Raw genomic sequence first — 22,107 nt, 5'->3', positions numbered from 1 at the left:
CCGGACAAAGGCTTCCCATGAGTGAAGATGCACAAGATGTTGTTCTGATCGTCGAGGACGACGAATCGATTATGTTCGTGCTGGGTGAATACCTGGCCGGGCTGGGGTATCGAGTACTGAAGGCGATTGATGGGGAGCAAGCCTTCGAAATCCTCGCGACCAAGCCGCACCTGGACCTGATGGTCACGGACTACCGCCTGCCGGGCGGAATTTCCGGGGTACAGATCGCTGAACCGGCGATCAAGTTGCGACCGGAATTGAAAGTGATCTTTATCAGCGGTTATCCGCAGGAAATCCTCGACTGCAACAGCCCGATCACGCGCAACGCGCCGATCCTGGCCAAGCCGTTTGATCTGGATACGCTGCAGGAGCATATCCAGCGATTGTTGGCTTGAGTACGGTCTGTGCCAGGGACGCGTATCACTGTCCCTGGCAACATTCACCGGCTTAGTCGCGCGCCCAGTCCAGAATTTCGTTGATCTTTGAGCGGTCGAACACGCCCGCCCCCTCATCATCACGCAGCTTGAAATTGCCCTCGGGATAGACTTCTACCCCGACGGAGCTGGCGTAGGTCACGGACACGTCTTTCTTTTGCAGGATCGATAACAACGGTTTGTTACCGTTGCTATCGACTTGGCCTATTACCCTGCCGACCATCAGCGATGAGCGTGTTGCGGTGCCGCCGACAAAAATGACCTTGCCGCCATTCTCCAATGCGCTGTCCAGCTGCTGGAGCAGGGCAAAGGCATTGTGCTCAGCACCCACAGGCGCCTCCAGATTGCTGCCGTTCAAGTGCACCAAGGTGCGTTTGTGGTACACCCCGTTGCGCAGATCGGTCAGCACCACCAGTGCCGAGCAGTCACCGAGTCCATGGGTGCTGAGGATGCTTGTGGGGTCATCGAGGGTTTTCGCCTCGGCCACGAACACTTCAACGTTTTGCACGCCGGGCTTACTGGCGCTGTTGGCTATGAGCGGTGGCTGCACAGCCGCATCAGCGACCGAAGGCTTCGCGCCCAGGGCGTCGTCGAACAGCGACTGAACATGTGCGTCGGCAATATCGTTGGTTTTCTTCCATGCGTCACTGTGAGTGCTGACGTTGAACTCCAGCCTGGTGGGGTCGCCGCCCGCAGTTTTGTACGGCAACGGCAGGTGTTTGTCGGTAAACAGCTTGCCCAGGCTCTTCTTCATGGCGGCAGCGCTCGTAAACTCGGCGAGGCCGTAGTTGGGGTCGTAATAAAAAAACCGCTTGGCGACGCCTTCGCCCTGCGTGCCAATCATCATGGCGTGGTCGGCGGTGCCGATCATCATGGTCTTGGGGCCGCTGGCGTCAGCAATGTCATCCATCAGTTGGGCGTAGCCCATTTTGCGAACGGGCGCACCGGCATGAAACTGCGTGGGTGTATCCAGTTGCTTTTGAATGTGCGTCAGGTTCGCCACGAACTGCCTGGACTCGGCGGCGGTGGGGTTGGCCGCTGCGCTGAATAAGTTGGCGGCGAAACGGGTGTGCTTGCCTTGCTCCATGGCCGTCGCCATGACGCGCGACATTGCTGCGCATTGGCCTTTGCTGAGCGGGGTGGTCTGGCTGAGATAGAACAGTTGGGGAACGGGCGTGAACGTGCCGCCGCCCCCGCTGATGTGCTGGTAAAACGCATTGACCCCGCTGAAGCTGTGCTGCACCGCCAAACGCTCGCGCTGGCGTACCAAGGCGCCGACCTCGGCCGGTGTGCGTCCAGGCGTGCGCGCCAGCGCCATCACTTCAGCGGATTTCATTCCGGCGCGATAGCCGCTGATCGTCAACGGGTCGACCTGGGTATAGCCATGGTTGAACTGCACACTGTTTGCACCGTGTTGGTGGTGTTCAACCCAGGCGGTCCAGGCGCTTTCACCGGCGGTCTGCTGAGCCTCGTGTAATTCCCCGCTGGCTCTGATCGAGGGGTGGAAGTCCTCCAAAGCCTTGCCATACGGCTGGCCATTTAGTGTGTCGAAGGCAAACCACTTGCCACGTTGAAGCACTGCCGGCCCTTCGGCGATGGCGCCGCCCAGCCTGAAGGTGCCCACTGCGCTGGCATCAAAATGTCGACTCGCCTTGATCAGGCTGTAACTGTCGGCACTGCCGCGCAGTGTGTTGTAGGCATACAGCCCGCCTTTTTGCACCCCACCCGCGGCACGGGAAATCAGGCTGCCCACGCCATCCAGCGGGTTGAGTGCGCTCAGCGCAGCACGCCCCACGATCTTCACGCCCTGGGCCAGCCTGGCCGCCGCGCTGGTACCTGCTTGCAGTGCCTTGGCGCCTTTGGCTGCGAAGCCTACGCCGACGACAAACCCGAAGGCGTCGAACGCCAAGTCAACGATGCCGTCGCCCACGGCGCCGGCTCGAAAGTTCTGGATTGCCGAGCGCAGGGGAATCAGGTTGAGCATGAATTCGCGGGCTCTTTTGTAGAATGGCTCCTCGGTATCAAACGTCGTCACACCCCGCGCCTCACTCTGCAGCGCCCGGATGTTCAGGTCTTCGACCAAGGCGTCGGCAATGTAGCGGGACCGTTCGCTGGCAAAGCTGTCGGGTGTGCCCGCTCGCGGTTTTTCTTCAGCAATGCGCGCTGAATAACGGCCGGAAGGTTTAACCTCCAGCAGCATTTTCGCGTAGCGCCACTTATCCGCTTCATCAGTCTGGCGCCCGATCGGGTGGTCTTTGAGCTCTTCGCGCTGGCGGATGTTGCTGTCTCTTAAATTGACTTGATAAACAGTGACGACGCCGTCGAGCTCTGTTTTCAGCAGCAGGCTATCGGGTACCTTGGTTTCAACACGGTTCTGGTTGAAGGCGGTATGAGAGATGCTGTGCTCGGTCAGCAGGGTCACTTTCCCATACTCAATGGCTTTTCGATCTTCCAGGGGCAGTGTGGCGATCAGGTGTTTGATTTGCGTGCTCGTCGCCTGTTCTGCCGCGTGGAAGTACCGCTGAAGTTCAGTGTTGAACACAGCATTGATGTCGGAAAGTTTGTTTGCATGGCCCGCGAGTGTGCGTGTGTCGACGTCACCGGAGGATGACGTCCATGCCGTTGCCTTGAGTTGCCGGTGCAGGTAAAGGTCCAGCACCGAGTACGGCCCGGGGAAGTCGCGGCTCTGATCAAATGGGGTGATGCATTTTTTCTCGAAGGGCAGGTCACCATACACACGCTTGAGTTCCTCCAGCGCCATCGCCCGGCGCTCGGGCATTGGGGTCGAGTAGGCTTGCGAGGCTTGGCCCAATGCTGAAATCCGCGCGCTGTAGGCGCCAAAGACGCGGTTCATCTGCTCGTCGGTGTAGTCATCCAGCGTGTTCAGCGGGAGCAAGCCTTGGGCAACCCCCCAATCTTTGAGCGCATCGCGCTGTGCCATGCCTTCTACCTGCCGGTCCTGGTCGGTGACAGGTGCCAGATCGGCTCGTTGCATGACCTGTGCGAAGGTCATACGCGCCGTTGAGCCGGGCGCCTGGCTCTCGAGGCGCGCTACCGCCGTGCTGAAGGTGACCCAGGTGTGTGAGTCACACGTCACCTTGGCGGGAATGTCGTTGACCAAAAAAGCGGGGGCTCGGCGTGACAGCAACAGGTGGGCCGCAACGGGTGCCAATTCGGCGCTGACACGGCCCGAGGAAACCAAATGCGTCACCAGCCCCGCGACCACCGTTGAAGGATGCTGGCTCCAATGTTGATGACGGGCCCTATCAAAACCAGCGACGCCGGTCCTGGCTGGCGCCGAGGTGTTTGCGGCTTCATCCAGGGTCGCGCCAAGGGCTGCCAGCGTCCAATCGTTAACGCTCTGCGGGGTCGAGACGCCATTGAATTTTTCCTGCAGCGCCAGCCCCAGCGCCTGGGCCTCAGGCGTAGCGAGCAGGCGTTGAATAAACCGCCGCGGGTCGTGCAGTTCGGACGGCGCAAAACGCCGATTGCGCGTCAGGTAACCGAGTGCACCGGTGGCCTGGTGATAATTTTGCAGACCCTTGAGTCCCAGCGTGTTCTGACGCAGGGAATTTCTCAGGTTGTAACGATCGTCAGCACTCAATGGGGTTGGCCAGGACAAGGCTCCGCCGAGATTGCCGTCGGGAAGCTGCGAAAGGGCTGGCGTTGTCAGTAACCGTCCCAGATTTAACAGCTCGTCGCGGCTGCGGGGCCTGTCCCAGCCATTGTCACTGAGGTATTTGTCCAGGCTGACGGTAGGGTCCGCTTGCAACAGCCTGTGGGGCGAATCGGCCTGCAACGTGATGCGGGTGTTGCCCATTTTGTCGCGAATAAGTTGCTCAACCCGGCTTTGTACAAACGAGGGCGAGAGGTACAAGCTGTCGAGGGGATCTTTGGTGGTGCGGTCTAGCCACTGTTCGGACAAATCGTCGATCTGCTGAATGACCGCGATCAGTTTCAAGGCCACGTTGCTGTGATCATGAGCACTGGCCAGCTTGGCCCGTTCGTGTTGCAGCACCTCGGCAGCGCGGTCTGGCCGGGGGCGGGGAAGGCCGAAGCCTTTAGCGGCCTCTAGCTGCACTGCACGGGCTTCAGCGGATTCCCGCGTTTGCCCCGTGATGGCTTCGCCATAAAAGTCCGCGACCGCCCGGTAGGGTGCCGATGTGCGGCTGGAGGGGCTCAGAATATAACCAGCGCTTGAAGTCAGGGCTGTTGCCGCTTGCATGATGGACGCCATCATCGAGGTCCAGAGGTGGCCATGCTCAAAGCCTGAAAAGGGTTTGCGCTGACCGCCGACGAAGGCGCTGATGAGGTTGTCTCGGGGATTGATCTCAATGGGCTTTGACAGATCGATCTGCTGATGCTTTGCCCAACTGACAAAGTACGGGCTCTTCATCAAATCGTGCAGGTGTGACCACCATTGGCCGAAGGCAGAGGCGGGCGCAATGGTGTCGATGTCGCCCAGTCGTCCACTACTGGCCGCGGCGCGCAGCGTTTGCGCCAGATAACCGGCCAGCTGACTGTCGCCGTCGACTTGCGCACGCTCAGCCGCGTCCGGGCCCGCGGGGTTGCCGTCCCGATCCGCCAGGCGTGGCCGGCGTATTGTGGGGGGCTCAGGTGCAGCATTCAGCGGCCATTGATGCAGTGGAATAAGGTTGCGGGCAGCGATCATGATGGGACTCGTGAGGTAAGTTTCAGTTTAACGACGGGCACCTTTCATGCGTCGCGATTTGAAACTTCGTGTCCGATCCCTCAACGCCGGTTCCAGCCTGTCAGCCACCAGATATTGCGGTAACGTGCAGCAACTACCTCACGCCTGAATCATTTCCCGCACCTTCGCCGTCAACAAATCAAAGGTGAATGGCTTGGTGATCAACTGCATCCCAGGATCGAGGAAGCCGCCGCGCACCGCCGCGTGTTCGGCATAACCGGTGATGAACAGGACCTTGAGCTGAGGGCGAATCTGCCGACCAATTTCCGCCATTTGCCGGCCGTTCATGCCCGGCAGGCCCACGTCGCTGATGAGCAAGTCGATACGCTGGTCGGATTCGATGATCGGCAGCGCCGTGTCCGCATCAGCGGCCTCGACGAAGGCATAGCCCAACTCGTTGAGCACGGCGCTGACCAACACGCGTACTGCCGGGTCATCCTCGACGATCAATACCGTTTCACCCGCATTGGCATAGGGCGCCAAAGCGGGATTGACGTGTTCTGGCGCCTGCAGTTCACCGACAAAACGCGGCAGGAACAGGCTCACCGTGGTGCCTTTGCCCACTTCGCTGTGGAGGGTGACGTGGCCATGGGACTGGCGGGCAAAGCCGTAGATCATCGATAAGCCGAGGCCGGTGCCCTGGCCAATCGGCTTGGTGGTAAAAAATGGATCGAACACGCGGCCCATCAGGTGTTCTGGAATGCCGCAGCCGGTGTCGCTGACGCTCAGCTCGACATAGTCGCCGGGCTTCAAGGTGCCGTAGGCCGCAGTGAACACGTTGTCCAGGTGGCGGTTGGTGGTTTCAACCACTAACTTGCCGCCGCCCGGCATGGCGTCCCGCGCGTTGATTACCAGGTTGAGCAGGGCGCTTTCGAGCTGATTGGGATCAGCTTCGGCAGTCCAGAGCTGACTGTGGAGGCGCTTGTCGAGGGCAATGCTTTCATTGATGCTGCGTTGCAGCAGCTCACCCATGGAGGTCACCAGTTGGTTGATCTCCACAGGCTTGGAATCCAGCGATTGGCGACGGGAAAACGCCAACAGGCGATGGGTCAGGCCGGCCGCGCGGTTGGCCGAGGTCACGCCCAGGTCGATAAGGCCGTCCAGGTCATCGAGCTTGCCGCGCGCAATGCGCCGTCGCAGCAGCTCCAAGCTGCCGATAATCCCGGTGAGCATGTTGTTGAAGTCATGCGCGATGCCGCCGGTCAACTGACCTACGGCTTCCATTTTCTGCGATTGGCGCAAGGCTTCTTCATTGCTGCGCAGTTGCGCCGTGCGCTCCTCGACTTGCTGCTCGAGGGTTTCCATGGTGCGTTGCAGGCGCAGCTCGCTTTCACTCAAGTCAATCAAGCGGTCGCGGGCGTCATATTGCCGGCGCCGGCCACGCAGGGCTGCGCTCACAAGGCTGATCAAGGTGATGGGATGGAAGGGGCGTTCGAGGAAGGTCACGTTGCCCAGCAGCCCGCTCAAGTGCGACGAACCATTCTGCTCGCTGCCGCCGTGATGAGTCATCAGCACAATCGGCAAGTCCGACCATGCCGGCTGCTGATGCAGATGCTTCAGCAATGGCTCCAGGTCAACCCCGCGCAACGCCTCCGCCGCAATTACCAATAAGCCGGCGCCGTCTTCGAGCAATTCGCACAAATCGGCCAGGTTGCTGGCAACAATGCCGCTGTAGCCAGCTTCGTTCAGCATCATCAGCGCCAATGAGCCGTCGCGGCCCATCGGCGCGAGGATAATTGCGCGCTCGGAGGCAGGAGAAACGCCGATCACGATCCCTCTTCCTTGAGCAAGGGTGAGCCGCTGCCGTTGAAAGTCGGGATGCCGCGCAGCACGCCCTGGAAGTTGTCGAGCGGCTCGCCCACCGTCATGCCACGGCTGCCAATGCGGTACTCGCGAATGGTCGACTCATGCGAACCGGTGCGCTTTTTGATGATCGAGATGGCCCGGCGTACCTTGCCCAGTGCTTCGAAGTAACGCAGCAAAATCACGGTATCGGCCAGGTACGTAATGTCGACAGGGGCTTGCATGTCACCGACCAGCCCGTGCTGGGCGACGGTCATGAACGTGGCAGCTCCCCGGCGATTGAGGTACAGCAACAGCTCATGCATGTGCAGGATCAGTGCGTTTTCTTCCGGCATCGCCGCCTGATAGCCGTTGATGCTGTCGATGACCACGGTTTTGATCCCGCGCTCGTCAACACAACGGCGCACTCGGTGCGAGAACTCGCCGGGCGACAACTCGGCCGCGTCCACCTGTTCGATCAGCAGGTTGCCGGTGTCCTGCAGGGCAGCGAGGTCGATGCCCATGTTTTTCATGCGTTCGAACAACAAACCCAGTTCTTCGTCGAAGATAAACAGCGCAGCTTTCTCGCCACGGGCTACAGCCGCTGCGGCGAAGATCATGGAAATCAGGGATTTACCGGTGCCCGCAGGGCCAAGAATCAAGCTGCTGGAGCCGGTTTCGACGCCGCCGCCCATCAGCCTGTCCAGTTCGACAATGCCGCTGCTCAGGGTCTGGCGGACATACCCGCCGCGATGCTCGGCGGCGACCAGCCGCGGGAACACATGCACGCCGTCGCCCATGATGGTGAAGTCATGAAAGCCGCCACGGTATTTTTGCCCGCGGTATTTCACCACCCGCACGCGGCGGCGTTCGGCGCCGTAATTGGGCGTCAGTTCTTCCAGGCGAATCACGCCGTGGGCCACGCTGTGTACGGTTTTATCCAGCGATTCGGTGGTCAGGTCGTCCAGCAGCAGCACGGTGGCGTCGTAGCGCACGAAGTAATGCTTGATTGCCAGGATCTGCCGGCGATAACGCAGGGAGCTTTGCGCGAGCAGACGGATCTCCGAAAGGCTGTCGATGACCACGCGGGTCGGTTTGACCCGCTCCACCACTTCAAAAATTTGCCGTGTGGCTTCGCCCAGCTCCAGGTCGGAGGAGTACAGCAGGCTTTGCTGATGGTTGGCGTCGAGCAGGCTCTCTGGCGGGGTCAGCTCGAAGATGTGGATATTGTCATCCAGGTCCCAGCCATGGGACTTGGCGCCCTGGCGCAATTCGCGCTCGGTTTCGGAGAGGGTGATGTACAGCGAACGTTCACCGTTTTTCGCGCCGGCCTGCAAAAAATGCAGCGCAATGGTGGTTTTGCCCGTGCCGGGTTCGCCTTCCAGCAGGAACAGGTGGCTGCGCGATAACCCCCCGGAAAGAAAGAATGTCATCAAGACCTTCGATGCCGGTGGCCGCCTTTTCACTGAACAGCTCGTTGGATGTAGACAAGAAGTGCCCTCAGGTCACGTACAAATAGAGGAGCGCGCCGCCTCGGGCGCGCCATATTCACTTGACCGTGGAGGCCCGTGGCGGTTCAACGTTTCGCGAAAATTGTACAAGCCTGGGTATGGATTACAACTTTTTGCAATGCCCTACAGGCCTTGCTGCAACGCCGGGTCATCCGGGTTCTGTTGCTCAAGTTGCGCCAGCAATACCTGCACGTTTTGCAGCTGGCCGCTTTCTTTCCAGTAATTGACCAGCAACACCCGCGCCTTGCGGTTGGCCGGATGGCGCTGAATGATGTCTTCCAGCTGACGCTGGGCGGCTTCCAACTCTTCCTGGGCGTGCAGGGTCGTGGCGAGGTCGTAACGGTAATCCTGATTGTCCGGTTCAAGCTCTACCGCTTTGGACAGGCCGAGCAGGGCGTACGGGCGCTCGCCATGGTGCAACAGCCACATGCCCAGCGCATGCTGCAGGTAAGCCGAGTCGGGGTGAGCCGCCAACTGACGTGCCAGCAGTTGCCGCGACTCATCGGTCTTGCCTTGTTTGTCCAGCAGTTCGATTTGCGCGACCACCGCCTGCAGGTTGTCCGGTTGCAAGCGCATGGCCTGTTCGAGGGCATTTTGGGCGTCTGGCAGCAGCGCACTATGGATGTAGAGGCGCGCCAGTTGAATCCAGCTTTCGGCCGTTTCCGGCTCACTTTTGAGAGTCTTCACGAACTCATCGAGCACTTGCTGCAACGGCCCGAAGTACAGCCCCAGGGTGTCCGGCGACAGACCGAGCAAGGCATTGGCAGCAGCAAAGCGCACCGCCTGTTCGGAATCGTCGAGCACCGGCCCCAGCAACAAGACGCGTTGACCGCTGGGCACCAGGCCGACAATGCTGTGGATCGCCGCCTCACGCACCACTGGCGAATCATTGGCCAGGTCTTTGTCGGCGAGCTTCAGTGCCTGCGGGCTTGGGTAGTTGGGCAACTCGGCGTGCAAGGCAGCGCGACGTTCAGGCGACAGGTCCGGCCGGCCGAGCTGTTGGTACAGCACGCGCGCGGCGCCGGGTTCGCCGTTATGCGCCTGCTTCAAGGCTTTGGCGTAACCATGGGCAATCGCCGGCGGCACGGCCACCGGGGTAGGGCGGGAGAAAAACCAGGTGAGCAACACAATCAACAACAGGGCGCACAGGCCGATGATGGAGTAACGGCGTGACTTTGACATGCAGGCGTCCAAAAGCTGGTGGCAGCTAGTGCAAAGCCATCAGCTTCGGTCAGACCACGGCGAGTGTCAAACCCGCATCAGCTCAGCACGTATTCAATGGGTTCCAGGGCCGGCGGCAAGTCGCTTTCGCCCAGAGCGGCAAGAATCTCGCGCTCCAACGTGCGCACGATGGCATTGCACGGCAGGTCATTTTCATCAAAACCGAACGGGTCTTCCAGGTCGCCGCCGATTTCATCCAGGCCAAAGAAGGTGTAGCTGACGATGGCGGTGAACACCGGCGTCAGCCAGCCCAGCGGCTCGGCCATGGCAAACGGCAGCAGAATGCAGAACAGGTAGATGGTGCGGTGCAACAGCAGCGTGTAAGGGAAGGGCAGCGGCGTGTGCTTGATCCGCTCGCACGACGCCTGCACCTGGCTGAGGCTGACCAGTCGGGTTTCCAGCTGGATGTAGCGCCATTCGCTGATGACGCCTTGCTCGGCCAGCCCGGAAAAGCGCGCGCCCAGTTGTTGCAGCACAGCGTCTGGAAGATTTGGGTGCGCGCGATCAACGCCGATCCACGGCGTGATGGCGCCTGCCTCGTCTTCATGGCGCAGGCGCGCAATCAGGCCATGGGCAAAGCCGCACAAACCGCGCAGTAGCCCACTGCGCTCAGCCGGATCAGTCAGCACCTGGGTTTCGCGGATCAGTGAGCGCACATCGATGATCATTTGCCCCAGCTGCTTGCGGCCTTCCCACCAGCGGTCATAGCAGGCGTTGTTGCGAAAGCTCATGAAGATCGACAACGACAAGCCCAGCAAGGTGAACGGCGTGGCGTTGACCTTGGAAAAATACGCCGGGTGCAAGGTTTCAACCAGCACGATCACCGAGGCCAGCAAGGTCACCAGCAGGCTGCGCAGCGCGATGCGCTTGGCAATCGAGCCCTTGAGGGAAAACAGGATGCCCAGGAGGTTGGGTTTGGGACGAACGATCATTGCAGGGAGGCTTTTTTGGTGGCGCAGGCCCCAAGGTTAGAAGCAACCGTGGCGGGCGTCCAGTCACTTGAACTGACCGGCTGATCAGCGCGCTCAATGATTGGCCAAACCAGTCAGCCAAGTTGAAGGCTTTGACCATTGCTGCTGTAACGCTGCAGAGCGACTATTTCCACGGTTTACGTGTTCAAAAGCGTCCTGAAAATAAAAACCACAAGGATTTGAAACGATGCGTGAGTATTTGGCTGCCACTACCGAGTTTGATTACCAGCACACCGTCGACGCCGCACTTGCCGGCAACCTGCAGGCGCTCAATGCCTGCGTGGAATGCTGCGATCGGCATGCGCTGCCGGGCCGCATCGCGCTGTTCTGGGAAGGCAAGGACGGGCGCAGCGCCACGTCCACCTTCACAGACTTGCAGGACCAGGCCGCCCGCTTCGCCAATTTCCTCCTGGCCCAGGGCGTCAAACGCGGCGACAAGGTGGCCGGCCTGCTGCCGCGCACCGCAGAATTGCTGGTGGTGGTGTTCGCCACGTGGCGCATCGGCGCGGTCTATCAGCCGCTGTTTACCGCTTTCGGGCCCAAGGCCATTGAACATCGCTTGAGCAGTTCGGGCGCCGCACTGGTGGTCACCGACGCGGTGAACCGGCCCAAGCTTGCGGACGTGGAAGGTTGCCCGACCATCGTCACTGTCGCCGGGGCCAGGGGCGAAGGCATTGTGCGCGGCGACTACAGCTTCTGGGCCGAACTGCCGAATTATTCCAACGCCTGCGAGCCGGTGATGCTGGACGGTGACGCGCCGTTTTTGCTGATGTTCACCTCGGGCACCACCGGCCCGTCGAAAGCCCTGTCGGTGCCGCTCAAGGCCATCGTTGCCTTTGAGCGCTACACCCGCGACGCAGTAGACCTTCGCCCCGAAGACGCGTTCTGGAACGTTGCCGACCCGGGTTGGGCTTACGGCATCTATTTTGGCGTGACCGGGCCGTTGTCCATGGGCCACCCGATCACCTTTTACGATGGGCCGTTCACCCTGGAGAGCACCTGCCGGGTGATCAACAAGTACGGCATCACCAACCTGACGGGCTCACCGACCGCGTACCGCCTGCTGATTGCCGGCGGTGAGCAGTTCGCCCGCGCGATCAAGGGCAAACTGCGCATTGTCAGCAGCGCCGGCGAACCCCTGAACCCGGAAGTGATCCGCTGGTTCGCCGAGAACCTGGGCGTGACCATCCACGACCACTATGGCCAGACCGAACTGGGCATGGTGCTGTGCAACCACCATGGCCTGGCGCATCCGGTGCATGTTGGCTCAGCCGGCTTTGCCTCGCCGGGGCACCGCATCGTGGTGCTCGATGACAACCATCAGGAACTGCCCGCCGGTCAGCCGGGCATTCTCGCCATTGACCGCGAACAGTCGCCGATGTGCTGGTTCGCTGGTTACGACGGCGTGAAGACCAAGGCCTTTGTCGGCAAGTACTACCTCAGCGGCGACACCGTGGAGCTGAACCCGGACGGCAGCATCAGTTTTGTCGGGCGCAGTGATGACGTGATCACCACCTCTGGCTACCGCGTCGGCCCCTTCGACGTGGAAAGTGCCCTGGTCGAGCACCCGGCCGTGGTCGAAGCCGCGGTGGTCGGCAAGCCCTGCCCGGAACGCACCGAGCTGGTGAAAGCCTTTGTGGTGCTCAACGAGCAATACCGCGCTACGCCTGAACTGGCCGAAGAGCTGCGCCTGCACGTGCGCAAGCGCCTCGCCGCGCATGCCTACCCGCGAGAAATCGAATTTGCCAGCGACTTGCCGAAAACCCCGAGCGGCAAGCTGCAACGTTTTATTTTGCGTAATCAGGAAATCGCCAAGGCTCAAGCAGCCTTGGCGTGATCCCTTTCAAAGGAACTAAAGATGCAGATTGAAAACAAGGTATTCCTGGTCAGCGGCGGCGCTTCGGGCCTCGGCGCGGCCACCGCTGAGATGCTGGTAGCCGCCGGTGCCAAGGTGATGCTGGTGGACCTCAACGCCGAAGCCGTCGCGGCCAAGGCCCGGCAGTTGGGCGATAACGCCCGCAGCGCCGTGGCGGACATCAGCCAGGAAGCCGCTGCCGAAGCGGCCGTGCAAGCCACCGTCGCCGCGTTCGGCGGTTTGCATGGGCTGGTGAACTGCGCCGGTGTGGTGCGTGGCGAGAAAATCCTTGGCAAGAACGGCCCGCATGCGCTGGCAAGCTTTGCCCAAGTGATCAACGTCAACCTGATCGGCAGCTTCAACCTGCTGCGCCTGGCCGCCGCCGCCATCGCTGAAACCGAGGCGAATGCCGACGGCGAGCGTGGCGTGATCATCAATACCGCGTCGGTGGCCGCCTTTGACGGGCAGATCGGCCAGGCGGCGTATGCCGCGTCCAAAGGCGCCATCGCCAGCCTGACGCTGCCGGCTGCCCGCGAACTGGCGCGCTTTGGCATCCGGGTCATGACCATCGCCCCAGGCATTTTCGAAACGCCGATGATGGCCGGCATGACCCCAGAGGTGCGCGATTCCCTGGCCGCCGGCGTGCCATTCCCGCCACGCCTGGGCAAACCGGCCGAGTACGCCGCGCTGGTGCGGCACATCATTGAAAACAGCATGCTCAATGGCGAGGTCATCCGTCTCGACGGCGCCTTGCGCATGGCCGCCAAGTAAGGAGAATTTTTCATGCACGATCCGATTGTTATCGTCAGCGCCGTCCGCACGCCCATGGGCGGGTTCCAGGGCGACCTCAAGGGCCTGACTGCGCCGCAACTGGGTGCCGCCGCGATTCGCGCCGCCGTCGAACGCGCCGGCATCGCCCCGGACGCGGTGGATGAAGTGCTGTTCGGCTGCGTATTGCCCGCAGGCCTCGGCCAGGCGCCTGCGCGTCAGGCGGCGCTGGGCGCCGGGCTGGACAAGGCCACGCGCTGCACCACGCTGAACAAAATGTGTGGTTCGGGCATGGAGGCGACCATTCTTGCCCACGACTCGCTGCTGGCCGGCAGTGTCGAGGTGGTGGTGGCCGGTGGCATGGAGAGCATGTCCAACGCGCCGTACCTGCTGGACCGCGCGCGCAGTGGCTACCGCATGGGCCACGGCAAGGTCCTCGACCACATGTTTCTCGACGGCCTTGAAGACGCCTACGACAAGGGCCGCCTGATGGGCACCTTTGCCGAAGACTGTGCTGAGCACAACGGCTTTACCCGTGAAGCCCAGGACGCCTTCGCCATTGCCTCGCTGAACCGTGCCCAGGAGTCGATCACCCACGGCAGCTTCGCCGCCGAAATCGTCCCGGTGCAGGTCACCGTCGGTAAAGAGCAAAAAACCATCCTGCATGACGAACAGCCCCCCAAAGCCAAGCTGGACAAGATCGCCAGCCTGAAACCGGCTTTCCGCGAAGGCGGTACGGTGACGGCGGCCAACTCCAGTTCGATCTCCGACGGCGCGGCGGCGCTGCTGCTGATGCGTCAGTCCGACGCGCAAAAGCGTGGGCTCAAACCGCTGGCAATCATCCATGGGCACGCGGCGTTCGCCGACGAGCCGGGGCTGTTCCCGGTGGCACCGGTGGGGGCGATTCGCAAGCTGATGAGCAAGACCGGCTGGCACCTTGGCGAAGTGGATTTGTTCGAGATCAACGAAGCCTTTGCGGTGGTCAGCCTGGTGACCATGAGCAAGCTGGAAATCCCCCACAGCAAGGTCAACATCCACGGCGGCGCCTGCGCGCTGGGGCATCCGATCGGCGCTTCGGGCGCGCGCATTCTGGTGACCTTGCTCTCGGCGCTGCGCCAGAAAGGCCTCAAGCGCGGCGTTGCGGCCATTTGTATCGGCGGCGGTGAAGCCACGGCCATGGCCGTCGAATGCGTGTATTAAGGACTTTTTATGCTGCCCAATGACGAACAACTGCAAATCAGCGACGCGGCCCGGCAATTTGCCCAGGAGCGCTTGAAACCGTTCGCTGCCGAGTGGGACCGCGAGCACCGCTTTCCCAGGCAAGCCATCGGCGAAATGGCCGAACTGGGCTTTTTCGGCATGCTGGTACCCGAACAGTGGGGCGGTTGCGACACCGGCTACCTGGCCTATGCGATGGCCCTGGAGGAAATCGCCGCCGGTGACGGCGCGTGCTCGACCATCATGAGCGTGCACAACTCGGTGGGCTGCGTGCCGATTCTGAAATTCGGCAACGATCAGCAGAAAGAACAGTTCCTCACGCCGCTGGCCAGCGGTGCCATGCTCGGCGCCTTTGCGCTGACCGAACCGCAGGCCGGTTCCGATGCCAGCAGCCTGAAAACCCGCGCGCGCCTGGACGGCGATCACTACGTGCTCAATGGCTGCAAACAGTTCATCACCTCCGGGCAAAACGCCGGGATCGTGATTGTGTTTGCGGTCACCGACCCGGCCGCCGGCAAGCGCGGGATCAGCGCGTTTATCGTGCCCACCGACTCACCGGGTTACACCGTCGCACGGGTCGAAGACAAGCTCGGCCAGCATGCGTCCGACACCTGCCAGATTCTGTTTGAAGACGTGAAGGTGCCGGTCGCCAACCGATTGGGCGAGGAGGGTGAAGGCTACAAGATCGCCCTGGCCAACCTTGAAGGCGGCCGCGTCGGCATCGCTTCGCAATCGGTGGGCATGGCGCGTGCGGCATTTGAAGCCGCACGTGACTATGCACGCGAGCGCGAAAGCTTCGGCAAAACCTTGATCGAACACCAGGCCGTGGCGTTTCGCCTGGCAGACATGGCCACGCAAATTGCCGTCGCTCGGCAGATGGTGCATTACGCCGCCGCCCTGCGCGACAGCGGCAAGCCAGCCTTGGTCGAGGCTTCGATGGCCAAGCTGTTCGCCTCGGAAATGGCCGAAAAAGTCTGCTCGGCCGCCTTGCAAACCTTGGGCGGTTACGGTTACCTGAGCGACTTTCCCTTGGAGCGGATCTACCGCGATGTGCGGGTCTGCCAGATTTACGAAGGCACCAGCGATATCCAGCGCATGGTCATCTCACGCAATCTTTAAGGAGCCATTCCATGAGTTACGAAACCATTTTGCTCGAGGTCCAGGGCCGCGTCGGGCTGATTACCCTCAATCGCCCGCAAGCCCTTAACGCCTTGAATGCGCAACTGGTCAGCGAGTTGAACCAGGCGCTGGACAGCCTGGAGGCCAACCCGCATATCGGCTGCATCGTGCTGACCGGCTCGAAAAAAGCCTTCGCCGCCGGTGCCGACATCAAGGAAATGGCCGAGCTGACCTACCCTCAGATTTACCTGGACGACCTGTTCAGCGACAGCGACCGCGTAGCCAACCGGCGCAAGCCGATCATTGCCGCCGTCAACGGCTTTGCCTTGGGCGGCGGCTGTGAACTGGCGTTGATGTGCGACTTCATCCTCGCGGGCGACGGCGCCAAGTTCGGCCAGCCGGAAATCAACCTCGGCGTGCTGCCGGGCATGGGCGGCACCCAGCGCCTGACCCGCGCGGTGGGCAAGGCCAAGGCCATGGAAATGTGCCTGACCGGGCGTTTTATCGATGCGGTGGAAGCCGAGCGTTGCGGGATTGTGGCGCGTATCGTGCCGGCGGATGAGCTGCTGGAAGAGGCACTGAAGGTGGCGACGCTGATCGCCGGCAAATCCGTGCCGATCAGCATGATGGTCAAGGAAAGCGTGAACCGCGCGTTTGAAGTGAGCCTCTCCGAAGGCGTGCGCTTTGAGCGCCGGGTGTTCCATGCGGCGTTTGCAACGCAGGATCAGAAGGAAGGGATGGCGGCGTTTGTGGCCAAGCGTGCGCCCGATTTCAACGATAAGTAACCGGCTTCAGGACTGCTGGAACGCAACGTGTGGGAGCGGGCTTGCTCGCGAATGCGCTGGATCAGTCGATACATTCGCTGACCGATACGCCGTATTCGCGGGCAAGCCCGCTCCCATATTGGTTTTGCAGCGTATTAGTTAGCGTGGGCAGCGCTTGAATACGCTGGCAATCAGGCGAACACGTTCGCCGATTGCAACGTCATCACCGATCAAGTTGTGGGAGCTGGCTTGCCTGCAATAGCTGCACTTCGGTCCAGCAGGTGAACCGAGGTGCCTGCATCGCTGGCAAGCGAGCGCCTGCACAGCCTGTTTAGCTTAGAGCTGGTAGTTCTTCAGCTCGCGCGCGATCACCATCCGCTGAATCTCGCTCGTGCCCTCGTAAATCTGCGTGATTCGCGCATCCCGGTAGTAACGCTCCACCGGATAATCTTCCAGATACCCATACCCACCGTGAATCTGCATCGCTGAGGAGCAGACCTTCTCGGCCATTTCCGAGGCGAACAGCTTGGCCTGGGACGCTTCCGACAGGCACGGTTTGCCGGCACTGCGCAAGCGCGCGGCGTGCAGGATCAGCAACCGTGCGGCATTCAGGCGGGTTTGCATGTCGGCCAGCAGGTTAGCGACACTCTGGTGCTCGATAATCGCCTGGTTGAACTGCACGCGATCGCGCGCATACGCCAGCGCCGCCTCAAAGGCCGCGCGGGCGATGCCCAGGGCCTGGGCAGCAATGCCGATGCGCCCGCCCTCGAGGTTGGACAGGGCGATAGCCAGGCCTTTGCCACGCTCACCGAGCAAATTGGCTTCAGGCACCGTGCATTGGTTGAGGGTGACGGCGCAGGTATCCGACGCGCGAATGCCCATCTTGTGTTCTGTGCGGTCAACCACAAACCCTGGCGTATTGGTGGGCACCAGGAACGCGGAAATGCCTTTTTTGCCCAAGTCCGGATCCGTCACCGCAAACACAATGGCCAGCTTGGCGCGTTTACCGTTGCTGACAAACTGCTTGGCGCCATTGATCACCCACTGGCCATCGCGCAGTTCGGCACGTGTGCGCAGGTTATGGGCTTCGGAACCTGCCTGGGGTTCGGTCAGGCAAAAACAGCCGATGGCCTGGCCACTGGCAAGGTCGGGCAGCCAGGCTTCTTTCTGCGCTTGTGTGCCGTAGTTGAGGATTGGCCCGCAACCGACTGAATTGTGGATACTCATCAGCGCACCGGTGGCGCCGTCGCCGGCCGAGATCTCTTCAACCGCCAGGGCGTAGGCGACGTAATCGACATAGGTGCCACCCCATTCTTCGGGCACCACCATCCCCAGCAGGCCCAGTTCGCCCATCTTGGCGACCAGGGCATCATCGATCCAGCCGGCTTTCTCCCACGCTTGGGCATGGGGCGCGATTTCACCGCGGGCAAAGTCGTGTGCCATGTCACGAATCATTACTTGTTCTTCAGTGTATTCAATATCTTGCATGGCTTATCTCCCAAACTGCTTGAAGTCGTGGAAGAAGCTCTCCACATGGGTGGCGTTCAGGTCGTGGATCGTGGCTGGGCGCCAGCGCGGCGTTTTGTCCTTGTCGATGATCAACGCGCGTACCCCTTCGATCAGGTCGCCGCGCTCGAACCACTGGCGATCCAGGTGCAATTCCAGCGCGAAGCACTGTTCCAGCGGCAGGCGGCGGCCCAGGCGCAGCATTTGCAGGGTGACGGCCATCGCCAGCGGAGAACGGGTCTGCATCAGCGCGACGGTGTTCAGCGCCCACTCATGGGAGTCGGCGACGGTGACTTGCTGCAACTGCTCGACGATGCTTGGCACGTCCGGCAGGGCGAAGAAATGGTCGATGGCCGGGCGCAATGCTGCCAGCGGCGCGTCGGGCAATTGCTGCACAGCCAGTTTGGCGAGTACGCCTTGCAGGTCTTTGAGCGGCGAGTCCTGCCATTGCAGGCGGTCGAGTTTCTGGTCCAGGTCGGCGAGCCGGGAGCTTTCGAGGTACCAGTCCGCCAGCCCGCAATACAACGCGTCGGCCGCGCGAATCTGTACGCCGGTGACGCCCAGGTAAATCCCCAACTCGCCGGGTATGCGCGGCAGGAAGTAGCTTCCGCCCACATCCGGGAAATAACCAATGGCCGTTTCCGGCATCGCCAGGCGGCTGCGCTCGGTGACCACGCGCAGATCAGCGCCTTGCACCAGGCCCATGCCGCCGCCGAGAACGAACCCGTCCATCAGCGCCAGGACGGGTTTGCGGTAATGGTGGATGGCCAGATCGAGGGCGTACTCCTCGACAAAAAAGTCGGCGTGCAGGCTGTCGCCGTTCTTGAAACTGTCGTACAGCGAACGGATGTCGCCCCCGGCGCAGAAGGCCTTTTCGCCAGCACCGCGCAGCACCACGGCGTAGACCTGCGGGTCATCCGCCCAGGCCTGTAACTGCGCCGTCAGGCTGCGAACCATGTCCAGGGTGATGGCGTTCAAGCCAGCGGGACGATTGAGGGTGAGGTGGCCGATGTGGTTGCGAACGTCGGCCAGCACTTCGTCCTGAAGAATTTCGGCGCGGCTTGCTTCGGATGAAACCTGAGCAGTCATCTGTAACTCCCTGCTTTTATTGTTCTTTATCAAGATGTTCGCGGACGAACCTTCTCGCGATCGTACCAGTGCAAATTTGCCCAGTACAACCCGGAATCCTGCAGGTCGTTTTTGCATTTATGCACGCAGGCTCAGGCGGCGCGGCGGGCCAGTACTTCGCCGATGCTGCGGCGTCGCGCATGGCCTTCTGCGGCATGGATCAACTGTTCGAGTTCGCTCGGTTGCACATCGTAAAACTGCTCCATCTCGGCCAGCGCCCGTTTCAAGTCGGCCGCCGTGATGGCCGGGTCTGTTGCGGACGCCGTATTGCCCATGACCGCTGCCGGTGACTCGACCGCACCCCTGGGATAGCGCGTGCGCGTGGCGTTGTTATACGCCAGTGCACACGCCAGCAGCGCACCCGCGCCCAGCATGACCGGCGCCAGCACCTGCCACCCAAGGGCCACGGAGGCCGGGTCTGCCAGTACCAACGTCATTGCCAGGCCACCGGCCGGCGGGTGCAGGCAGCGCAGCCAGCAAATCAGGATAACGGTCATGCCCGCCGCCAGGCATGCGCTGCCCAGCGTACGCCCCAATACGCGGGCAACCAGCAGGGCAACAACACCCGCGCACAAATAGCTGCCGATGATCGACCAGGGTTGGGCCAGCGCGCCGGAAGACACCGCAAACAGCAACACAGCCGAGGCACCGAGCGGGCCGAGCAGGTGCAGCGCGACCTCCATGCCAAACACTTGGGCGCACACCCAAACACTGAACAGCGTGCCCAGGGCCATGCCGATCGCTGCACGGCTCCATTCAGCAGGGCGGGTATTGATTGCAGCAGGTAACCAACGGGTAAGCATTAAAGCGGTCCTGAAATTGCGGGCGAAAAAAAAGGCTTGTCTGGTTGCCCGGAAAAGCCCTTGAAAGTTCCAACGTTTGGGGGAGGAACCTGCACAGTGTGCCGATCTTTGCTCAAGGGCTCCACTGCATATTAATGAGGGTTGAGTGCAAGTTTATTGAAATCAAATTGTTTTAAGCGCGTTCAAATGACTTCGCCGAAAGGAATCAGGCGCGTCATCTGCGCAAAGGGTGGGCTGACATGGCCCAATACGCGCCTGTCGGTCTCTTCATTGAATAGCTGTCTTTGCAGGTTTTCCTGCAGCGTCAGGTCGCTGGCCAGTGGCCCCTTCAACGCCACCAGGGCGTCGCGCAGTGCCATCAACCGATCCAGCCTCGGCACGGGAATTGACATCGGATCTTGCGCCACGGCATTGCCCTCGTATGCGTAAACCGCCGTGTGTATGGGCAGGCCTACTGCGTTCTTGTTATCCAGGGTGCGCCAGCCTCGGGCTGGTGAGATAAGCCAGACGTTGGGGCCGGAATGGGTTACCGCACCTGGCAAACGAGTCTACATTTGGGTTCCAGGCGCCGGAAGACAAAGTGCACCAGCCGTTACGCATAGCTGTGTAGGTGCTTTCTCGGTTGCGGTAATGAAAACGCCCACTCTTGTTGAAGTGGGCGTCGTCTTGTACACACGGCCAGCACCGCGATCAGGGCGCCGGGGTTTTCCCCATATGCAGCAGCACATAAGGGTCTTTGTCAAACTCCCCGGTAAGCGTCGGCGTAACCGATTTCAAGCGCGGGTCCTGCAGGTTTTCGAAATCCTGCGCGCTCATCACCAGCCAGGCAGGCCCTTGCAGCGGGGCCAGGTCTGCGGAGGAATGGGTGAACAACGGCACCTTGTCGCAGTTGAAGTTGACCATGAACTTGATGGCTTTCGCATCCTTGCCCAACCCGTGCAATACCACAGGCGCCGGCTGCTGCGTGATCTGATCTTTGACCGCCAGGGTGAAGGTGCGGGTGTCGTAGAGCGCGCGCTCCAGGGGTTCAACCACCACGATGTAAGTCGTCCAGAGCGCCAGTACCGCAGCGAAGGCTGGCCCCGTCGCGCGTATCCGCACGTTGAAGACCGCCAGCAGCGCCAGTACCTGAAGCACGCCCAGTACGCCGAATATCACCCCCAGGTTGCCCAGTTGCTCGGCGTAACGTCGGCGCGCCACCACCAGCCCGACGGCCAGCAGTGCCGGCATCAGCGTCCAGATACCCAGCATCAAGGCGCGCAGCCCTGCAAACAGCCGCCCCTGGGTGACCTGGAACGGGTAGGCCGCAAGGATCGCCGCCATCGGCAACATCGGCAGGATGTAGCGCGCCTTTTTTGCCTGAGGCACCGACAAGCCCAGCATCACCAGCAACCCGGCGGCGGCGCAATACAGCACCAGCTGCAAGGCCGGGTCTGGCGTGCGGCGCCCGCCGACGGCCACCGCCACCAGCACCAACAGTGCCAGTGGATAGGCCAGGGCATAATTGCCCAGCGAGCTGGTGAAGTAATACAGCGCGCCGCTGGAACCTTCGGTGCCATCCATGCGCCCCAGGAACTGCATACGGATCACGTCCTGCATGAAGTCCTCGCCACCGCTGAGCTTGGCCAGCAGCAGCAACAGGCCCACACAGGCCGCCAGCAACGCCAGGGCAATCAGGCCGAAGGTGAACAGTTGGCGCCACTGCCGGTTGAGCAGGTAATAGCTGCACAGCACGCCGGTTGGAATCACCAGGCCGATCGGCCCACGGATGGCGAAGCCGACGATCAGCAACAGGAACAGCCAGTGCAGGCGTTTCGGGCTGGCGAAGTGATCATGCGCATACCCCAGGTAAAACACCGCCAAGGCCACTGCCGCGAGCATCTGGTCGAGGGACACCGCCCGGGTTTCACTGATGAAAGTGCTGCTGAGCAGCAACATCGCAATACTCAGCAGGCCCCAGCGCACGGAGTAGGGCGCCGTCAGCCGATACACCAGCATCACGATCAGCGCCGAAGCGATGGCCGTGGGCAACCAGGCGGTCAAGCTGGTGACCTGGCCCAAGGGCAACGAGAACAACCACGTCAACACGGTCGAGGTGGCCAGGTAATCGGCGTAGGGCTGCCCGTAGGTCGTGGGGAAAAAGCTCGGCCCATGACGCAGCATTTCCTGGGCAAACACCACGAAGCGCGAGTCAAACCCGATAATCGCCTGGTGCCAGTTGCCGGCAATAAACAGCACCAGCGCCAGGAGCCCAAGCCCCAGCGACTGGTGACGGATCGTTGCAGTGAGCAGGGGCGGATAAGCTTTGTTCACGTA

At 61.4% G+C, this 22,107-nt stretch carries 15 protein-coding genes and 1 pseudogene; 6 read left to right on the top strand and 10 right to left on the bottom strand.

Annotated elements, in window-relative coordinates; translation table 11 throughout:
• Positions 1-17 precede the first annotated feature (17 nt).
• Positions 18-395, top strand: a complete 378-nt coding sequence (locus tag AC19YS_RS28445) for a response regulator (RefSeq protein ID WP_003217591.1) — start codon at positions 18-20, stop codon at positions 393-395.
• 52 nt (positions 396-447) lie between these two features.
• Here the strand turns inward: AC19YS_RS28445 and AC19YS_RS28440 are convergent, their stop codons facing one another.
• From AC19YS_RS28440 to AC19YS_RS28420, 5 genes and pseudogenes are all read right to left on the bottom strand, one after another.
• Positions 448-5,106 carry an Mcf1 protease effector domain-containing protein gene (locus tag AC19YS_RS28440; protein ID WP_500603177.1) on the bottom strand — a complete coding sequence of 1,553 codons (4,659 nt, stop codon included), beginning with the start codon at positions 5,104-5,106 and terminating at the stop codon, positions 448-450.
• A 138-nt stretch (positions 5,107-5,244) separates the two neighbouring features.
• A complete protein-coding gene (locus AC19YS_RS28435; protein WP_500603213.1) occupies positions 5,245-6,867 on the bottom strand; it encodes an ATP-binding protein in 1,623 nt (540 codons plus the stop codon).
• A 44-nt stretch (positions 6,868-6,911) separates the two neighbouring features.
• Positions 6,912-8,418 (bottom strand): annotated as a pseudogene (locus AC19YS_RS28430) (ATPase domain-containing protein).
• 143 nt (positions 8,419-8,561) lie between these two features.
• Positions 8,562-9,620 carry a tetratricopeptide repeat protein gene (locus tag AC19YS_RS28425; protein ID WP_119740345.1) on the bottom strand — a complete coding sequence of 353 codons (1,059 nt, stop codon included), beginning with the start codon at positions 9,618-9,620 and terminating at the stop codon, positions 8,562-8,564.
• Positions 9,621-9,697: 77 nt separating this feature from the next.
• Positions 9,698-10,591: a bestrophin family protein gene (locus AC19YS_RS28420; protein ID WP_200625233.1), complete on the bottom strand. Its 894-nt coding sequence runs from the start codon at positions 10,589-10,591 to the stop codon at positions 9,698-9,700.
• Between the two features lie 226 nt (positions 10,592-10,817).
• Between AC19YS_RS28420 and AC19YS_RS28415 the strand changes: the two genes are divergently transcribed.
• Genes AC19YS_RS28415 through AC19YS_RS28395 form a run of 5 tightly spaced genes read left to right on the top strand, consistent with a single transcriptional unit; the run spans position 10,818 to position 16,375 of the window.
• On the top strand, positions 10,818-12,467 hold the full coding sequence (locus tag AC19YS_RS28415) for an AMP-binding protein (protein ID WP_500603176.1): 1,650 nt from the start codon (positions 10,818-10,820) through the stop codon (positions 12,465-12,467).
• 21 nt (positions 12,468-12,488) lie between these two features.
• Positions 12,489-13,256 carry an SDR family NAD(P)-dependent oxidoreductase gene (locus tag AC19YS_RS28410; RefSeq protein WP_106579192.1) on the top strand — a complete coding sequence of 256 codons (768 nt, stop codon included), beginning with the start codon at positions 12,489-12,491 and terminating at the stop codon, positions 13,254-13,256.
• A gap of 12 nt (positions 13,257-13,268) precedes the next feature.
• Positions 13,269-14,453 carry an acetyl-CoA C-acyltransferase gene (locus AC19YS_RS28405; protein ID WP_500603175.1) on the top strand — a complete coding sequence of 395 codons (1,185 nt, stop codon included), beginning with the start codon at positions 13,269-13,271 and terminating at the stop codon, positions 14,451-14,453.
• A gap of 9 nt (positions 14,454-14,462) precedes the next feature.
• Positions 14,463-15,590: an acyl-CoA dehydrogenase gene (locus AC19YS_RS28400; protein WP_500603174.1), complete on the top strand. Its 1,128-nt coding sequence runs from the start codon at positions 14,463-14,465 to the stop codon at positions 15,588-15,590.
• Positions 15,591-15,601: 11 nt separating this feature from the next.
• Positions 15,602-16,375 (top strand): enoyl-CoA hydratase, encoded by a 774-nt coding sequence (locus AC19YS_RS28395; RefSeq protein ID WP_500603173.1) that lies wholly within the window; start codon positions 15,602-15,604, stop codon positions 16,373-16,375.
• A gap of 315 nt (positions 16,376-16,690) precedes the next feature.
• Here AC19YS_RS28395 and AC19YS_RS28390 read toward each other — a convergent pair whose 3' ends face one another.
• From AC19YS_RS28390 to AC19YS_RS28370, 5 genes are all read right to left on the bottom strand, one after another.
• Positions 16,691-17,842 (bottom strand): acyl-CoA dehydrogenase family protein, encoded by a 1,152-nt coding sequence (locus tag AC19YS_RS28390; RefSeq protein WP_500603172.1) that lies wholly within the window; start codon positions 17,840-17,842, stop codon positions 16,691-16,693.
• A gap of 3 nt (positions 17,843-17,845) precedes the next feature.
• The gene (locus tag AC19YS_RS28385) at positions 17,846-18,949 is read right to left on the bottom strand and encodes an enoyl-CoA hydratase/isomerase family protein (protein WP_500603171.1); all 1,104 of its coding nucleotides are present in this window, start codon (positions 18,947-18,949) and stop codon (positions 17,846-17,848) included.
• 131 nt (positions 18,950-19,080) lie between these two features.
• Positions 19,081-19,791 (bottom strand): HPP family protein, encoded by a 711-nt coding sequence (locus AC19YS_RS28380; protein ID WP_500603170.1) that lies wholly within the window; start codon positions 19,789-19,791, stop codon positions 19,081-19,083.
• A gap of 182 nt (positions 19,792-19,973) precedes the next feature.
• Positions 19,974-20,150, bottom strand: coding sequence for a hypothetical protein (locus AC19YS_RS28375; RefSeq protein WP_237266725.1), 177 nt, complete (start codon positions 20,148-20,150; stop codon positions 19,974-19,976).
• A 331-nt stretch (positions 20,151-20,481) separates the two neighbouring features.
• Entirely contained in the window at positions 20,482-22,104 is a 1,623-nt protein-coding gene (locus AC19YS_RS28370) for an ArnT family glycosyltransferase (RefSeq protein WP_500603169.1), read from the bottom strand.
• Positions 22,105-22,107: the final 3 nt, after the last annotated feature.

It is taken from the genome of Pseudomonas sp. MF08831, assembly GCF_059862645.1.
Note: the sequence above shows the minus strand (reverse complement) of the source record. Positions and strands in the feature narration are given on the sequence as shown.

What these genes read in the sequence shown, in the direction of transcription:
- AC19YS_RS28445 (WP_003217591.1), top strand. Translation starts at nt 18, where the DNA reads ATGAGTGAAGATGCACAAGATGTTGTTCTGATCGTCGAGGACGACGAA.
- AC19YS_RS28440 (WP_500603177.1), bottom strand. Translation starts at nt 5,106, where the DNA reads ATGATCGCTGCCCGCAACCTTATTCCACTGCATCAATGGCCGCTGAAT.
- AC19YS_RS28435 (WP_500603213.1), bottom strand. Translation starts at nt 6,867, where the DNA reads ATGGGCCGCGACGGCTCATTGGCGCTGATGATGCTGAACGAAGCTGGC.
- AC19YS_RS28425 (WP_119740345.1), bottom strand. Translation starts at nt 9,620, where the DNA reads ATGTCAAAGTCACGCCGTTACTCCATCATCGGCCTGTGCGCCCTGTTG.
- AC19YS_RS28420 (WP_200625233.1), bottom strand. Translation starts at nt 10,591, where the DNA reads ATGATCGTTCGTCCCAAACCCAACCTCCTGGGCATCCTGTTTTCCCTC.
- AC19YS_RS28415 (WP_500603176.1), top strand. Translation starts at nt 10,818, where the DNA reads ATGCGTGAGTATTTGGCTGCCACTACCGAGTTTGATTACCAGCACACC.
- AC19YS_RS28410 (WP_106579192.1), top strand. Translation starts at nt 12,489, where the DNA reads ATGCAGATTGAAAACAAGGTATTCCTGGTCAGCGGCGGCGCTTCGGGC.
- AC19YS_RS28405 (WP_500603175.1), top strand. Translation starts at nt 13,269, where the DNA reads ATGCACGATCCGATTGTTATCGTCAGCGCCGTCCGCACGCCCATGGGC.
- AC19YS_RS28400 (WP_500603174.1), top strand. Translation starts at nt 14,463, where the DNA reads ATGCTGCCCAATGACGAACAACTGCAAATCAGCGACGCGGCCCGGCAA.
- AC19YS_RS28395 (WP_500603173.1), top strand. Translation starts at nt 15,602, where the DNA reads ATGAGTTACGAAACCATTTTGCTCGAGGTCCAGGGCCGCGTCGGGCTG.
- AC19YS_RS28390 (WP_500603172.1), bottom strand. Translation starts at nt 17,842, where the DNA reads ATGCAAGATATTGAATACACTGAAGAACAAGTAATGATTCGTGACATG.
- AC19YS_RS28385 (WP_500603171.1), bottom strand. Translation starts at nt 18,949, where the DNA reads ATGACTGCTCAGGTTTCATCCGAAGCAAGCCGCGCCGAAATTCTTCAG.
- AC19YS_RS28380 (WP_500603170.1), bottom strand. Translation starts at nt 19,791, where the DNA reads ATGCTTACCCGTTGGTTACCTGCTGCAATCAATACCCGCCCTGCTGAA.
- AC19YS_RS28375 (WP_237266725.1), bottom strand. Translation starts at nt 20,150, where the DNA reads ATGGCACTGCGCGACGCCCTGGTGGCGTTGAAGGGGCCACTGGCCAGC.